Raw genomic sequence first — 13,979 nt, forward strand, 5'->3', positions numbered from 1 at the left:
ACTACGCGTACAACCACACTTTCGCCTGGCGGAGGGGGGTAGGTTCCTGACGACCACACCATGATCGTTTTCAGGGGGGACCTTGTCGCGCCTGCGTTCAAGGCTCGCGGCGCTGATCTGCGCCACGGCCACAGCCCTGCTCGTGCCGTCAGCGCCGGCCAGCGCGTCGGCTCCGAACTACTCGTGCAGCCTCGACTACAGCGCACGAATCACGTTCTGGGCCATGACCTGCAGCCAGCCCGGTGAGCCGATGATCGGAGGCTTCGGAACTTGGAGAAACGTTCCGATCACCTTCGATGCCGTAGACCCCAGCTCGGCCACGGTGCAGGCCGCGAACTACCTGCGCATCACTCCCAACACCGAGGAGTCTGCGCCGAGGTGGATCGAGATCGGCCTGTACGCGGCGAAGACCGGGCGGACCACGCAGAAGTACGGCCCGAGCTGGTTCGAGCTGACCGCATCCGGCGGTCGCACCAAGGCGATCACCGCCGGCATCAATCCCACAAAGCCGGACGGCCGCACCCACACCTACATGGCTGTCCGCCAGAGCAGCGGCAACCAGTGGGACGTCCTCTACGACTTCAACAAGGTCGGCCAGACCAGCAGCCAGTACAAGGTGCCTCGCGGGAATTCCAACCGCATCGACATCGGCCTGGAGGTGACCGGACCTCAGTTCACGAACGTTCCCGCCATCGCCAACCGCATGCAGTTCATGACCGAGAACAAGAACTGGCAGCGCGTCGCCTCCCAGAACACCGCCAGGGTGGTCTCGCTCCCCGTTTGCAGCGCGGCGCAGAAGCCTCCGTACTGCTTCAGCAGCCGGCTCACCGGCGGCACCGCCTTCACGCAGTGGACGGTGAGCAAGCCCCGGAAGCCGAGCACCCTCTCAGCGTCACAGACCGATGCCGTCACCACAGTCGTCTCGGGACGGCCCCGCGGGACGTTCAACGGAGTCGACCAGGGCGCGCTGCGGACTTGCCTGGAGCAGAGCCCAAACAGCTGTCTTGAGACGGTTCCCGGCCTGTCCGAGTGCGTGATGACAGCCCGCGTCTGCAACGAGGCAGCGCTCCGCGCCAACCAGGCATCTTCGTGGGCTGCGGGCCCGCTCGGGTCGAGCGCTGGCGCAGCGACGCCTTCCATGGTGCGTGCCGATGCCGCTTCAGCCTTCGGGGTCGCACCGAGCGCAGTCACCGTCACCGCTCCGATCGGCAGCTACGCACTCGCCGGCTCAGAGTCCACGTGGACAGTCACCTCGACCGCACCGACCCGTGGCCTGCGCGATGTCGGCCGCATGTTCCGTGGCTTCACCGCGCATTACTCGGCCAGGACCGGCGCGCTGGTGGATGCGTGCTGGGGACGCATGTGCGACTCGTGACGCCTCCCGCCCTTTCGCATCCAGCCATACGCCTCTCTCGAAGGACGAGCCCTCGATGAGCCGACGCCCTCTGACCAGCTCCTTTGTCCGCAGCTTCGCCGCCGCAGCGGCGCTGGCCGCTCTGATCACAGCCCCGGCCGCCGCCAGTCCGACTCCGGCGTCGGACGCCAGCCAGTCATCCGCGCCTCAGGCATTCGTCGACGCGTCGGCGCTGCCCCCCGCCCTGCTCCGTGGGCTCAACAGGCCGGTGCCGTTCGCCGAGTACGCCAAAGTCCAGCACCGCGACATGACTTCGGCGCCGGCACCGGTTCCTTCCGCCGCCTCCAGCGAGACGGAGCTGCGCAAGAAGTGCGCCCTCCACACGGGTTCGGCCAAACATCCCAGAGGCTGGATAGCCACCCGCTTCACCAGCTGCCAGAAGCGGCCCTACGACCTGGTGCTGCGCGACGTTCGGGGTACCAGGGCCATCGGGCGCCTGTGGTTCGACATGTGGACACTCGGGTTCGCCTCCGATGGTGAGCGCCGCGTGAAGTACGCCACCAGCATCGAGAACATACGGGTGCAGACAGTGGCCGGCGAGGACGCGACCAAGTGGCGGGTCGGGCAGCACCTGCGTCACGACATTTATGCCAGTGGGAGCGACCCCGATCCGAGGGTCGACGCTCCTGCGGTCAAGGAACGCGACGAGCTGCTCGGAGTCTGGGACCGAGATCCGAGGTGGACGCTCACGTACACATCGCCGGACAAGGGCCCCCTGTACGCGCGAGGCAATCAACAGCGCGTCCTCAGCACGATCTCCCTGGACGTGACCGCCGACTCACCGAACGCGAGTCCCTACTCCCAGCCCAACGCCCATTACTCCAACGTCCGGTTCGACTACGCCGGCCCGGTCGGCGGCAAGTACAAGGGCACCGTCTTCACGCAGGCTCGCGTGGAGCTGATACTCAGCCGCAAGGACCCGAAGATCAAAGAGAGCACGCAGCACATCTACGACGCCCTGAAGCGGCCCTACCTCACCTTCCCGTCCTTCGCGGGGAAGAGCGTGCCAGGCGACAAGGAACCGCTGCACCGGCTGGTCGACGCCACCAAGCAGAAGGACCAGCGCAAGAAGTCGATCAGTGAGTGCAAGAAGGTGTGGGGCGACTACAGCCACACTGGTCTCGAGTGCGACGAGTACCCCTTCGCGAGCACCAAAGAGGGCTCGAAGAAGGGTGACAACCGATTCTCCGTCCGCCTGATAGACGGGGGCGACAACGGGGAAGGAGGCCGCCGCATCAACACCATGTACACCACGAACCGAGTGCTCGACGACGACCCCTTCTACGTCAAGATCACCAACTGACCGAAAGGCTGTCCCCATGCCGCTCCTGAGCGAGTACAGCGTCAAAGCCACCCCGGACCGCCGCGTCGTGCAGGTCTACGACGCCGATGCCTACCTCGGCGGCGATGACGCATGGGAAGCAGCCAAGGAACAAGTGGTGGGCGGGGACGGCCGCCACCTGTACTTCCTCAGCATCCAGCCGGTCATCGACGCCACCGTCACCATCCGGGTCTGGGACGCTCCGCCGGCCCCGCCCACCGACGCAGAGGGGTATGTGCCCGTCACCCTGGAGTCCCCGACCGGAATGCTCGTGGTCAACCAGCTCACCATGGGCCCGGCAGGCGACACGGAGCTCCCGCGCCCAGGCGTCTACGAGGGCCACGCGTGGTGGACCGGCCGGCAAGCCACCGCCGACTACTACAACCAGGTCCTGTCCCAGCCGGAAGACGACGAGGACTTTGACCTCGACGAAGCCTGGGAAGACTGCCCCGCCGAGGAGCACTACACCCTCGACCTGGCCTTCACCCGGGAGCTCGCACCGGCGGACAACGCTTCCTGAACAGGCCGCCTGGTCTCAGTTCTGGTCTCAGTTCTGGTCTCATTCAGCCCCGTCCAGGGCTGTTCGGACAAGGCCACCTCGATCGCTCCGCCGCAGGTCAGGACGCATGCGGCCCCTGCCAGACGGGCGTACGAACATCTGGAAAGCGTGTTGGGGGCAACCCCTCACGAGATCGAATCTCGTATCCTCCGCCAGTGCCTCACCGGGCACTTCGACGTTCCTCAGACCTCGTTGTCCTGGTCTTTGTCCATAGGGACTGTCTCCGGGGTCCCAGATGGCTTCGGCGATCTTCCGGCCCATGTCCTTGAGCATGGCGTCCGGCCCATGCAGGTATCGGGCCCGCATCCGGGGCGACGTCCCCGGTTCCCACCCCATGATCTGGTCGTTGACGCGATCCGGGACGCCGAGCAGCATGAGCACGGTGGGCGGCCGTGTGCCGGGCGTTGCGAACCCCCGCGTCTTCCAGCAGCCGCTTCCAGTCGCGACAGTCCGTGTTCGGGCTCAGTCCCTTGTCGGGCATCTCGGCCGTGGGTGCTGGTTGGGGTCAGTCTCGAAGGGGCCTTGACCCCGAATCCTGAACACACGAGACACCGGATCCTGAGGATCTGAGAGAGGATGTAGCACCACCGACGCCCGCTGTCACCCCACCCTCTTAGCGTCAGCGGCAAGGCAACTTCGGGTCTCGCAGGCTCAGCCCTGTGCGGGTAGGGCGCGCGCTCGACAGGACGGCAGCCCAGAGAATCACAGGGCCGGGAGCACGATGGGCCGTTCAGCACAGGGGATGCGTGACTGTGGCGTCGGGGATGTCGGCGGCTTTGTAGTGGCTGTAGCGTCCCGTCAGTTTCGCTTTGGTGTTGAAGGTCTTGAAAGTGAACTGACCATGACTCCTTCCGTCGCAGTTGAAGCGGAACGCGTTGGTGGTCACGGTGGGCTCGTCGATCAGCCCGTTGTAGACCAGACCGAAACCACCGCTCTTCACCGGGTTCCCTTGCCCGTCACGGATCTCGAACTGCCCTGATACGTGGCAGTTCATCTGGCTCCAGCCGATGGTCTGTCCACGCCAGCATTTCGCCTGGAAGGAACCATGAGGCCCGCCGTAGGTACCGAGACAGGCCTGCCAACGCGCTGAGGTCCATTGGTCGGAACTGTAGCTGTCCGTCTTCGGGGTGCAGGTTTCGTCGGCGGCCTGTCGAGCGGCAGGTGCTACGGAAGCGGAGTGCGAGGGAGCCGCGGCTGTCGTTGCGGCCACCGTCACGCAGACGGCAGCTACAACACGGATCATCTTGGTCGTCTTCACATGCCAAAGAACGATGACCAGCGGGAAACGGTCACTCCGAAGGCGTCGGCCAACCGACCTGCCGCGCGAACCCCCGCGAACGCCCCGGACAGCCACTCGCACCGTTGGAAAGCGCGTTGAGGGCAACCCGGCATCCGCGGATCACAGGGGTACGACATCCTTGAAAGCCTGCGGCGAGTCCCTCACCGCCATGGTCCTGATCTCGCGAGGTGCCCGGCGTGCTCCAGGCGCGGAGGGACGCGGCGTCCCCTCCGGGGCCACCTTCGGTAGGGGAACTGGCCGACCGTCTTCAGCGCCCGGGATCGGTGGCACCTGCCCTGCCGCGGCTCGCGCTCCCGCAGTTCCAGGTCATGGGCACGGGAACGGGGGTTCCTGCTCCAGGACCGTCACCGCTACGGCCCGGCCCGCATGCCCGGGCCCTGCGGGTCGTGTCGGATCTGGGGCCACTGATCGGCTGGTACCGCCCCCTCGCCGACTCGTCGCCGGACGGACCGTCTTCCGCCATCGTGATCCGCGAGGCCGAACTCCTCGGCGCACTCGGGCGGGGCACCTTTTCCGTCATCGGCATCCACCTGCGGAGCGGCGACGCGGAGGGGCTGGGCGTCGCGTGCCGGCGGCTGCTGCCCCCGGCCACCGCGACAGCCCGGACCGGCGCCGACCGCACCGCCGTCGTCCACTGGCACACCTTCCGCGCGCTCCCCCGCATCCATGGCGTCGTGAGCGCCGCACTCGAATAGGGGAAGAATGGTAGCGGCAGCGATAGTATCTCTGTCGATACCATTGCTCGCGGGAGGCTTGCATGCGGCGCTTCATCGGTCGGGACCGGGAGTTGCACGTGCTCGGCAACGCCCTGCGGTCGGTCCAGGATGCCGCCGGCTCAGCAAAGCCGGGACGGTGCATCCTCATGCGCGGGCGGAGGCGAGTCGGCAAGTCCAGCCTCGTCGAGGAATTCCTCCGGCGCACCGAGGTGCCGTACCTGTTCTTCACCGCGGCGGGCGGCACGGCGGAGGACGAGCTGACGGAGTTGCTCGACGCCGTCGCCAGATCCACCCTGCCGGAGCGAGCACTGTTCTCGGAGGAGACTCCAGAGCAGTGGAACGCAGCATTCAGGCTGCTCGCGGAGATCCTTCCCGACGACGGCCCAAGCGTGGTCGTCATGGACGAGGTTCCGTACCTCATGGACCGCATCGACGCCTTCGAGGGCATGCTCCAGCGGGCGTGGGACCGTCTGCTCAGCCGCAAACCCGTACTCCTCCTCCTGGTCGGCTCCGACCCGTCGATGATGGAGGCGCTGAACAGCTACGACCGCCCCTTCCACCAGCGGGGCCGGGAGATGGTCGTGGGACCGCTGAACCCGGCCGACATCGGCGAGATGCTCGACCTTGCGCCGGCCGTGGCCTTCGACGCCGCCCTGATCACGGGTGGGCTTCCGCTGATCTGCGCGGAGTGGCGGCCCGGAGTCGACGTCTGGGAGTTCCTCCGCGACTCACTGGACAACCCCATCTCCGCCCTGCTGGTCTCCGCCGAGCGGTCCCTGGCCGCCGAGTTTCCGCCGCATGCGATGAGCCGGGAGGTGCTGCGGGCCATCGGAAGCGGGGAGAGAACCTTCACCAACATCGCTCGCGCCTCGGGCGGCATCGCCCACAGCACGCTCACCCGAGCCACTGACGTCCTGACCGAGAAACGGGTGGTGGCAGCCGAGCTACCCCTCTCGCTGAGGCCGTCGAAGGAACGCCGCTACCGCGTGGCCGACCCCTACCTTCGGTTCTGGCTCGCGTTCCTGGACCCGCACATGGCGGAGATCGAGCGGATGCGGGGAGACCTCACACTGAGCCGGATCAAGGAGCAGTGGACGAGCTGGCGGGGGCGTGCGATCGAACCCCTCGTACGAGAATCCCTCGCCCGCCTCCTGCCGGACGGGCTCCTGCCCGCCGCCCCCGCGATCGGCGGGTACTGGACCCGCAGCAACGACGTCGAGATCGACCTGGTGGGGGCGGACCGGCAGCCGGTGGCCAAGGAACTTCTCTTCCTCGGGTCGGTCAAGTGGCTGGAGAGCTCCGCGTTCGACAACCACGACCTGGCCACGCTGCAAAAGCACCGGGCCGCGATCACCGACGAGCCGGTGCCACTCGTAGCGGTCTCGCGCAACGGGACCACCTGTTCTGGGCTCCAGGCGGCATACGGCCCCGGAGAACTCATCGGCGCCTGGCGCGGGGCGTGATCAGCGGCTGGACTCCCGTGGCTGCAGTTCTGGCCCTATTCGTTTCGGGCAAATGGTCAATCAACTGCGCACGGTTATGTCCGCAAAGGTTCAGACGCAGGTGCGTGCGTGTCCGGGGCAGCGGTCACTACGATCGCCGGTCATGGACTGGCTGGAGCGGACCGCGACGTTGAGGCAGTGGACCAAGGGCGGGGCCCGCGCTCCCCACAAGCCGCTGCTCTTCCTGTACGCCCTCGGCCGGTTCCAGCAGGATGCCGACTGCGGGTTGTTCTACAGCGCGGTGGAGGAGGACCTGAAACGGCTGCTGGCCGAGTACGGTCCGCCCAACAGGACGACGCCCGCCTACCCGTTCCACCACCTGGTCAGCGACGGAGTGTGGGAGGTGTGGACCGACCACGGGCCTGGCAGTCCCGGCAGCGCGGTGCGGGAGCTGCGGGCAAGCGGGGCTGTCGGGCGGCTGTCGCCGGAGCTGCGGACGGCACTGCGGCGGGAGCCGTCGCTGCTGGGCCGGATGGCACGCGTGCTGCTCGACCTGCACTTCCCACCCTCTCTGCACAGCGAACTGTGCGAAGCGGTCGGGCTGGAGGTGGAGCCGGTGGAGACCGGACTGCTGTCGTCGGCGCGACGGCAGAGGGACCGGCGGATGCGGGAGCTGGTGCTGACGGCTTACGAGTACCAGTGCGCCTTCTGCGGCTACGACGGGCGGATCGGAGCGGTGCCGGTCGGCCTGGAGGCCGCGCACGTGCGCTGGTGGGCGTTCGACGGCCCCGACGAGATCGACAACGGCCTCTGCCTGTGCGCGCTCCACCACAAGCTCTTCGACAAGGGCGTACTCGGCGTCGGAGACGGCCACCGCGTCCTCGTCTCGCAACACTTCGTCGGGCGTAGCCCCGCTGCCCGCGAGCAGGTTCTTGCGCTCGCGGGCCGTCCCCTCATCGGACCGCAGCCGGGCGTACGCCCCGTGGCGGCGCGCCACCGCTCCTGGCACACCAGCCAGGTCTTCCACGGCTCCCCGCGCCCGGACGCGCATCCTCCACTGAGTGGATCTCGCGCGGGCTCGCACATCGGCCCGCAGGGCAACGCCCGTGCTCCCACGGGTTGAGCACGCGCGTTCCGGTCCGGGCCAGGTGCTTGACGTTCCGGGTCACCTGGGTCCACGCGTTCGCGAGGGCAGTGGCACAGCGATCAGCGCATCTGGCGGATCGATTCTGGTTCCGACGCTCTTCAGCTTCCGAACGAGTTCGCATCTCGCATCCTTCGTAGCCGCCGTCCTCAGCTCCGACCTCGCGATAACGAGACGATAACAACGCACGAGGCTGCCGTCGGTGCCCGCTCCTTCCCAGTGCACCAGTCTTCGAGCAACGGGAGCACAGAGCACATGCACACCAGAATCGGCAGGTTCCTGGCCGCAGCGGCGTCCCTCACCACGATGGCGGTCCGGCCGCGGCCGAAGACGACAGGACCGGGCGGGTGCTCGTCGTCGTGGCCGACTTCTCCGACCGCGCCCACCCGGACCCCGCCGCGATGCGGGCCAACTCCGTCGACAAGCACTTCGGCACCGAGGAGTCCCTGACCACGTACTACCGCGCGGTCTCCCGTGCTTGAGGGCGTCTACGCCTACCGCGTGAACGACGGCCGCCACCACACCGCGGTCCCGATCATGCTGTCCACCACCGACCGCAGGGCGGGCATCACCGAACTCCGCGACGACGCCAGCGGGGTCACCGTGACGCTCACCCTGGCCACCGTGGCCGGCACCGGGCTCCTGCTCGGCGGCGCGTTCCTGGCGACCCGCCACGCCCGCTCTCGACGCAAGCCCTCCCGGGGCCACTGACCGGCACCCGCAGGGGCGGCCGATTCGCCCCGCTGAGGGGCGAATCAGACCGGATGGGTAGGTCTGCCGATGCGCGTGCGCCGGCCCGCGAGGGAGCCTGGTGACGGCGCTCCAGGAGAGGAGCGACAGGGGCGCTCCCTCCCCGGCTCGAAAGCCGGGGGTCCACGGAAAGGAGGACCCGATGAGTAACAGGGACATCGGACGCACCGTCACGGACCGGCGTTTCGAGGTACTGGCGCCCGACGGGACGTCGATCGCGGTGTGGGCCGAGGGGGCAGGACCGGCGACGGTGATGGTGCACGGTTCGCTCCAGGACCACACGGTCTCCGCCGCGCTGGTGGCGGAGCTGCGCTCGGGCCTGGCCACGTTCGCCGTGGACCGTCGGGGCTTCGGCGCCAGTGGTGACGGCCCCGAGTACGCGATCGAGCGGGAGTTCGAGGACGTCGCCGCCGTCGTCGACGAGGTCGCGGCGCAGGCCGGGGGGCCGGTCGCCCTGTGGGGCCATTCCTACGGGGCGAGCGTCGCCATGGGCGGCGCGACGCTCACGGGCAACGTCAGTCACCTGGTGTTGTACGAGCCCAGCCTCGGGCTCGCTTACCCCGAGGGATGGATCGAGGCGGTCGAGGACGCGCTTGCCGAAGGGGACGCCGATACGGCGATCGTCCTCGTGCTCCGGGACCTGCTCGAATTCACCGAGGACCGGATCGCGCAGCTGCGCTCCGGTCCGCAATGGTCGGTCCGCGTCGCTGCGGCGTCGACCGTGGCGCGCGAAGCGCGCGCCGAAGCGGGATGGCGATACCGGCCGGGCCAGTTCGACGCGGTCACGGCGCCCACCTTGCTGCTCTCGGGCTCGCAGAGCACCCCGGCGATCAAGCGGGCCACCCGGCTTGCCGCGGAGGCGGTCCCCGGTGCCCGGATCCACGTCCTCGACGGGCACGCGCACATCGCCCACCGGACCGACCCCACCCTGGTGGCCGAGATCGTGCGGGAGTTCGTCTCGACGTAGGTCCCCCAAGGCGCTGGACGATGACTCAGCCGCGTAGGAGGTCGTGCTCCATGGCGAAGAGGGCGGCGGCGCGGGTCGAGTTGCCGATCTTGCCGTAGACGTGTTGGACGTGGTGCTCGGCGGTGCGGCGGGAGATCACGAGCCGGCTGGCGATCTCCGGGTTGGTCAGGCCGCGCGCCATGAGGCGCAGTACCTCGACCTCCCGGTCGGTGAGTCCGGCAGGCTGGCTCCGGCGCACCGGCGGCGGTGTCTGTCCGGCGGCGTCGACGACGGCTCGTACGCAGTCGGTGTCGAGACCGCCGGCCTCCGCCTCCTCGGTCAGCAGGGCGGCGGCGCCGGCGGGAGTTCTGGCCGGCCGGTGGGGGCGGTCCTGGGTGGCCGCCTGGAACACGTCGGCAGCGGCGAGGATCCGGGCGGACACGGGGATCGCAGAGGCCGGCAGCCCGTGGTGGTGGCCGCTGCCGTCCAGGCGTTCGTGGTGCAACCCCGCGATGCGCCCCAGTGGTTCGAGTACCGGCGAGCAGGCCAGGATCCGCTCCGTGTAGTACGGGTGGAGCCGGACCCGTTCGCGTTCGGCACGGGTCAGGGGCCCCGGCGCGTCCCAGACCCCGCTCGGCACGCCGACCCTCCCCAGGTCGTGCAGGAGGGCGGCGCACCGCAGGTCCTCGATCTCGCGCCCCGCGAGACCGAGGAAACGGGCTGCGTGTTCGGCCAGTTCGGTGACCCCCGAGGAGTGCCCCAAGGTGTGGTTCGCCTTGAGGTCGACCATGTCCGCGAAACTGCGGGCCACTTGATCGAGCTCGCTCCGGGTGACGTACCGCACCGGCGGAGGCTCGGCTTCCAGGACCGCCTCCCAGCAGTCCACGGCGTCGATCTCGCGCAGCAGGGCGGGCCCGTGACGCTGGAAGAGGTGGACCAGCGAAGGGTCGAACCATCCACCGGCGCGCCGCTCGACCATGGTTGTTGCGGCGTCCACCCCACCCGCGCGGTGGAACAGCAGCGCCTGGTTGGCGACCTCGCCGATCCGAGCGGACAGGCAGATCTCGTCCTCGGCCAGGCCCTGCGGCAACCCCTTGCCGTCCCAGCGCTCGAACTGCTGGTACAGGCCGTCTTGAACCTGCTGTCCGAGGCCGAGCCGCCCGGCGAGCAGCGAGGCCGCTTCGCAGACGGACCGCAGGATCGCCCTTCCGTGCCGCAGGTCGCCCAGGACGGCCCGTGCGAACAGCCTCGGTCGGTGCGGGCCCGCGCCCCTCCCGATGCCGAGCATCAACTCGAACGTCTCGCGCGGGCTGGCGAAGTCCACCGGTTCGGCGGCGGATCGCGACACCAGCTCGTCGCCCCCGTAGACGCGTGCTTCGACGGCGGCGGTGGCGGTACAGCCCAGGTGGCGCAGCAGTGAGGCGGTGTAGACCTCCCGGACCTGCTGGTCGGGCAGGTCGAGGGCTCGGGCGAGACCCGTCGCCAGCAGGCACGACCGGATCGCCTTCTCCGGTGGCTGCCCCATGCCGAGGTCGGTGGCGACCGACAGGGCGGCCAGCAGGTCCATCAGCCGCAGCTGGTTCCGCATGGTCACCCCCAGCCGTAGGCGCGTACCCATTTTCCCACCGGTGCGGCCGGAGGGGGATCCGACCCGGCCCCTCTCCCGCTTCCGTCAGTCCGCGTCCTCGCTGGCCAGGCGGAGGGCCAGCTCCTGAAGGACCAGCTCGGTGGAGGGCTCGAAGCCGGTCCGGTCGTACGCGTCGGCGACCACTTCGAAAGCGGCGACGAAGCCGCTCACCAGGGCGCTCAGCGGAACGGACAGCTGGTCGAGCACGGCCCCGCCGACTTCTTCCGGCGGGGCCCCGGCCGGTACCAGGAACTGCCCGGGCGTCACCTCTCCGAGCAGGTCGGAGACGAGGTCCTCGTCGAACCCACCGCGCAGAGCGGTCAGCGCGGCGATGGCCTTGAGTTTGATCTCGTTCTCGGTCACGGATCGAGCCTACGAGCGGGGCGGCCGTGATCGCGCGTACCGGCCTCCCCTGGTCGTGGCGGGGCGACATGCGGCCCCGGCCACAGGACGGCGGCCGGCGGTCACTCGGGCGGCGGCAGCACGATCTTGAAGGTGCAGCCCCGCCCCGGCGCGGTGTCCAGGTCCAGCCGGCCCCCGTGCGCGGTGACCAGCGACAGGGCGATGGCCAACCCCAGGCCGGACCCGCCACCGGCGGCTCGGCTGCGGGAGCCGTCCGTACGGTAGAAGCGTTCGAAGACCCGGTCCGCTTCTTCGGGGTGGAGGCCGGGCCCCTGATCTGCCACTTCGAGCACCGCATGTCCGTCGAGGGTGCCGACGCCGATCCGGACGGGAGTTCCGGGCGGCGAATGGGTGACCGCGTTGCCGACCAGGTTGGTGACCACCTGGCGCAGCCGCGCCTCGTCCGCGAGGGCCGGCGCCGTACCGGGCCGACCGCCGCCGAGGCCGGTGAGGGTGACCGGACGCGTGGGATCCAGGGCCCGTACGTCGTGCAGGGCGTCGGCGGCCAGGGTCCGCAGGTCCATCGGGGCGAGGTCGAGGGGGAACGCCAGGTCCTCGTGCGTCCCCGGGACCGGGCGGTGCGCGTCCGCGTCGAGCCGTGACAGCAGCAGCATGTCCTCCACGAGATCGGCCAGTCGCTCGGCCTCGCCGGAGATCCGGCGCATGGTGTGGTCGATGTCCTCGCGGGTGGGCAGGGCGCCCATGCGGTAGAGGTCGGCGTATCCCTTGATCCCGACCAGCGGGGTGCGCAGTTCGTGGCTGGCGTCCGCGAAGAAGTGCCGCATCCGCAGTTCGGCGTCCGCTCGGGCCCGGAAGGCGGTGTCGATCTCGGTGAGCATCTGGTTGAGGCAGCCGGTGAGCCGCCCCACTTCGGTTCCGGGGCCGGCCAGTTCGGGTACCCGCCGGGAGAAGTCACCGGCAGCGATCTCCGTCGTGGTTTCCTCGATACGGGTCAGTGGGCGCAGGCCGGAGCGGACCGCGAACCAGCCTGCGACGGTGAGCGCGGCCAGGAGCACCGCGCCGGCGGTGAGCGAGGTGCGCCGAGTCTTGGCCACGGTGCTGTCCACCTCGTCCAGGGAGACCGCCACCGTCACGCTCCCCCGTTCCCCGGGGTCCTCGGTCGGTGCGGCCTCCCCGGTGGGGCTGATCCGCTGCTCGGCGAGGGGGAGGGTGATCACCCGCCAGCGCTGGCCGTGATCCTGCTGGGCCGGCACGGTGAAGGGCTGCCCCTGCCGGGCGAGTACCGCGTCGTGGTCGAGCACCGGAAGCCGGGGACCGCCGCCGGGCAGCGCCGTGCCCGCCCGGTACTCCCTGCGGTCCTGGCCCGCCGCGTCGGCGTAGGTCACGGTGGTGTGCCCGAAGAAGCCGAGCCCGGCGACGGTCTGGGGGACCCCGGTGTCAGCCGGCGGTGCCAGCCGGGCGGCGATCTGGGCCGTGGCGGCGAGCCGGTTGTCGATGCGGTCTTCCAGGTAGCCGCGCAGGACGGTGCTGACGATCACGCTCGCGGCGAGCAGTCCAACCGCGACCAGGGCGATGGACAGGCACAGCAGGCGGCTCCGCAGCGACAGCCGGGAAAGCGGGTGCCGGAGTCGGCCGAGGAGCGGCGGGGTCATCTGCGCGGTCCGCGCATCACGTACCCCGTGCCGTGCACGGTGTGGATGAGTTTGGGTTCCCCGGTGTCCACCTTGCGCCGCAGGTAGCTGATGTAGGTGTCGACGATGCTCGGATCACCGCCGAAGTCGTAGCGCCACACGTGGTCGAGGATCTGGCCCTTGGACACGGTGCGCCCCGCATTGGCCATCAGGAAGTGCAGTAGCCGGAACTCCGTGGGGGAGAGCCGTACCGCCCTGCCGGCCCGGGTGAGCAGGTGGCCTTCCGGGACGAGCTCCAGGTCGGCCAGGACCAGGGTGGTGGGCGGTTCTCCCATGGTGCGGCGCAGCACCGCGTGGATCCGGGCGATCAGCTCCTCCAGGTCGAAGGGCTTGGTGATGTAGTCGTCGCCGCCCAGCCGCAGCCCGTTCACCTTGTCCCGGGCGCCCTCCCGTGCGGTGAGGAAGAGCACCGGGACGTCGCCCCCTCGGCCCGGTACCGGCCTGGGGTGGGCGCGCAGCCTGCGGATCACCTCGAAGCCGTCCATGTCCGGCAGCATGACGTCCAGGAGGACGAGGTCGGGCGGGCGGCGGGCGGCGACGTCCAGGGCCTCCTGCCCGCTCGCCGCCGCCTCGACGGCGAAGCCGGCGTAGCGCAGGGCGGCGGGTAGCAGCTCCCGTACGGTCGGTTCGTCGTCGACCACGAGGAGGCGGGCCACGGGCTCCTCGTCGTGCTGCGGGTGGATCGGCTCTGGCATGGCTTGGCTTG

14 protein-coding genes and 1 pseudogene are annotated in these 13,979 nt (G+C 69.5%); 9 read left to right on the top strand and 6 right to left on the bottom strand.

Features of this window, described 5'->3' with window-relative positions; all coding sequences use genetic code 11:
- Positions 1-223 precede the first annotated feature (223 nt).
- From ACFYMC_RS13310 to ACFYMC_RS13320, 3 genes are read left to right on the top strand one after another with little or no spacing between them, the layout of a single operon-like run.
- Positions 224-1,375, top strand: coding sequence for a hypothetical protein (locus ACFYMC_RS13310; RefSeq protein ID WP_388523260.1), 1,152 nt, complete (start codon positions 224-226; stop codon positions 1,373-1,375).
- A gap of 55 nt (positions 1,376-1,430) precedes the next feature.
- The gene (locus ACFYMC_RS13315) at positions 1,431-2,717 is read left to right on the top strand and encodes a NucA/NucB deoxyribonuclease domain-containing protein (protein WP_388523263.1); all 1,287 of its coding nucleotides are present in this window, start codon (positions 1,431-1,433) and stop codon (positions 2,715-2,717) included.
- A 16-nt stretch (positions 2,718-2,733) separates the two neighbouring features.
- Positions 2,734-3,255: a hypothetical protein gene (locus ACFYMC_RS13320; RefSeq protein WP_388523266.1), complete on the top strand. Its 522-nt coding sequence runs from the start codon at positions 2,734-2,736 to the stop codon at positions 3,253-3,255.
- 221 nt (positions 3,256-3,476) lie between these two features.
- Here the strand turns inward: ACFYMC_RS13320 and ACFYMC_RS13325 are convergent.
- Positions 3,477-3,760, bottom strand: a pseudogene (locus ACFYMC_RS13325) (site-specific integrase); the annotation flags it as partial.
- Between the two features lie 264 nt (positions 3,761-4,024).
- Positions 4,025-4,552 (bottom strand): hypothetical protein, encoded by a 528-nt coding sequence (locus ACFYMC_RS13330; RefSeq protein WP_388523268.1) that lies wholly within the window; start codon positions 4,550-4,552, stop codon positions 4,025-4,027.
- Between the two features lie 428 nt (positions 4,553-4,980).
- Here ACFYMC_RS13330 and ACFYMC_RS13335 point away from each other — a divergent pair, with 428 nt between their 5' ends.
- The 6 genes from ACFYMC_RS13335 to ACFYMC_RS13360 all read left to right on the top strand — a co-directional run bounded on the left by ACFYMC_RS13335 (position 4,981) and on the right by ACFYMC_RS13360 (position 9,613).
- Entirely contained in the window at positions 4,981-5,289 is a 309-nt protein-coding gene (locus ACFYMC_RS13335) for a hypothetical protein (RefSeq protein ID WP_388523271.1), read from the top strand.
- A gap of 62 nt (positions 5,290-5,351) precedes the next feature.
- Positions 5,352-6,773 carry an ATP-binding protein gene (locus ACFYMC_RS13340; protein WP_388523273.1) on the top strand — a complete coding sequence of 474 codons (1,422 nt, stop codon included), beginning with the start codon at positions 5,352-5,354 and terminating at the stop codon, positions 6,771-6,773.
- A 142-nt stretch (positions 6,774-6,915) separates the two neighbouring features.
- Positions 6,916-7,875: a phosphorothioated DNA-binding restriction endonuclease gene (locus tag ACFYMC_RS13345; protein WP_388523276.1), complete on the top strand. Its 960-nt coding sequence runs from the start codon at positions 6,916-6,918 to the stop codon at positions 7,873-7,875.
- 368 nt (positions 7,876-8,243) lie between these two features.
- Positions 8,244-8,378 (top strand): hypothetical protein, encoded by a 135-nt coding sequence (locus ACFYMC_RS13350; RefSeq protein ID WP_388523279.1) that lies wholly within the window; start codon positions 8,244-8,246, stop codon positions 8,376-8,378.
- A 19-nt stretch (positions 8,379-8,397) separates the two neighbouring features.
- Positions 8,398-8,607: a hypothetical protein gene (locus ACFYMC_RS13355; protein ID WP_388523282.1), complete on the top strand. Its 210-nt coding sequence runs from the start codon at positions 8,398-8,400 to the stop codon at positions 8,605-8,607.
- Between the two features lie 181 nt (positions 8,608-8,788).
- Positions 8,789-9,613, top strand: coding sequence for an alpha/beta fold hydrolase (locus tag ACFYMC_RS13360; RefSeq protein WP_388523285.1), 825 nt, complete (start codon positions 8,789-8,791; stop codon positions 9,611-9,613).
- 25 nt (positions 9,614-9,638) lie between these two features.
- On the opposite strand, the gene ACFYMC_RS13365 is transcribed toward ACFYMC_RS13360, so the two are convergent.
- From ACFYMC_RS13365 to ACFYMC_RS13380, 4 genes are all read right to left on the bottom strand, one after another.
- The gene (locus ACFYMC_RS13365; protein ID WP_388523288.1) at positions 9,639-11,180 is read right to left on the bottom strand and encodes an HD domain-containing phosphohydrolase; all 1,542 of its coding nucleotides are present in this window, start codon (positions 11,178-11,180) and stop codon (positions 9,639-9,641) included.
- A gap of 84 nt (positions 11,181-11,264) precedes the next feature.
- Positions 11,265-11,582 carry a hypothetical protein gene (locus ACFYMC_RS13370; RefSeq protein ID WP_388523290.1) on the bottom strand — a complete coding sequence of 106 codons (318 nt, stop codon included), beginning with the start codon at positions 11,580-11,582 and terminating at the stop codon, positions 11,265-11,267.
- 101 nt (positions 11,583-11,683) lie between these two features.
- Positions 11,684-13,234, bottom strand: a complete 1,551-nt coding sequence (locus ACFYMC_RS13375; protein ID WP_388523293.1) for an ATP-binding protein — start codon at positions 13,232-13,234, stop codon at positions 11,684-11,686.
- Positions 13,231-13,968 carry a response regulator transcription factor gene (locus tag ACFYMC_RS13380; protein ID WP_388523296.1) on the bottom strand — a complete coding sequence of 246 codons (738 nt, stop codon included), beginning with the start codon at positions 13,966-13,968 and terminating at the stop codon, positions 13,231-13,233. The genes ACFYMC_RS13375 and ACFYMC_RS13380 overlap by 4 nt, the downstream gene beginning before the upstream one ends.
- Between the last annotated feature and the right edge of the window lie 11 nt (positions 13,969-13,979).

The sequence above is a fragment of the Streptomyces sp. NPDC006879 genome (assembly GCF_042869595.1).
GTDB lineage: Bacteria > Actinomycetota > Actinomycetes > Streptomycetales > Streptomycetaceae > Streptomyces.

What these genes read in the sequence shown, in the direction of transcription:
- ACFYMC_RS13345 (WP_388523276.1), top strand. Translation starts at nt 6,916, where the DNA reads ATGGACTGGCTGGAGCGGACCGCGACGTTGAGGCAGTGGACCAAGGGC.
- ACFYMC_RS13340 (WP_388523273.1), top strand. Translation starts at nt 5,352, where the DNA reads ATGCGGCGCTTCATCGGTCGGGACCGGGAGTTGCACGTGCTCGGCAAC.
- ACFYMC_RS13360 (WP_388523285.1), top strand. Translation starts at nt 8,789, where the DNA reads ATGAGTAACAGGGACATCGGACGCACCGTCACGGACCGGCGTTTCGAG.
- ACFYMC_RS13380 (WP_388523296.1), bottom strand. Translation starts at nt 13,968, where the DNA reads ATGCCAGAGCCGATCCACCCGCAGCACGACGAGGAGCCCGTGGCCCGC.
- ACFYMC_RS13365 (WP_388523288.1), bottom strand. Translation starts at nt 11,180, where the DNA reads ATGCGGAACCAGCTGCGGCTGATGGACCTGCTGGCCGCCCTGTCGGTC.
- ACFYMC_RS13320 (WP_388523266.1), top strand. Translation starts at nt 2,734, where the DNA reads ATGCCGCTCCTGAGCGAGTACAGCGTCAAAGCCACCCCGGACCGCCGC.
- ACFYMC_RS13375 (WP_388523293.1), bottom strand. Translation starts at nt 13,234, where the DNA reads ATGACCCCGCCGCTCCTCGGCCGACTCCGGCACCCGCTTTCCCGGCTG.
- ACFYMC_RS13315 (WP_388523263.1), top strand. Translation starts at nt 1,431, where the DNA reads ATGAGCCGACGCCCTCTGACCAGCTCCTTTGTCCGCAGCTTCGCCGCC.
- ACFYMC_RS13310 (WP_388523260.1), top strand. Translation starts at nt 224, where the DNA reads ATGACCTGCAGCCAGCCCGGTGAGCCGATGATCGGAGGCTTCGGAACT.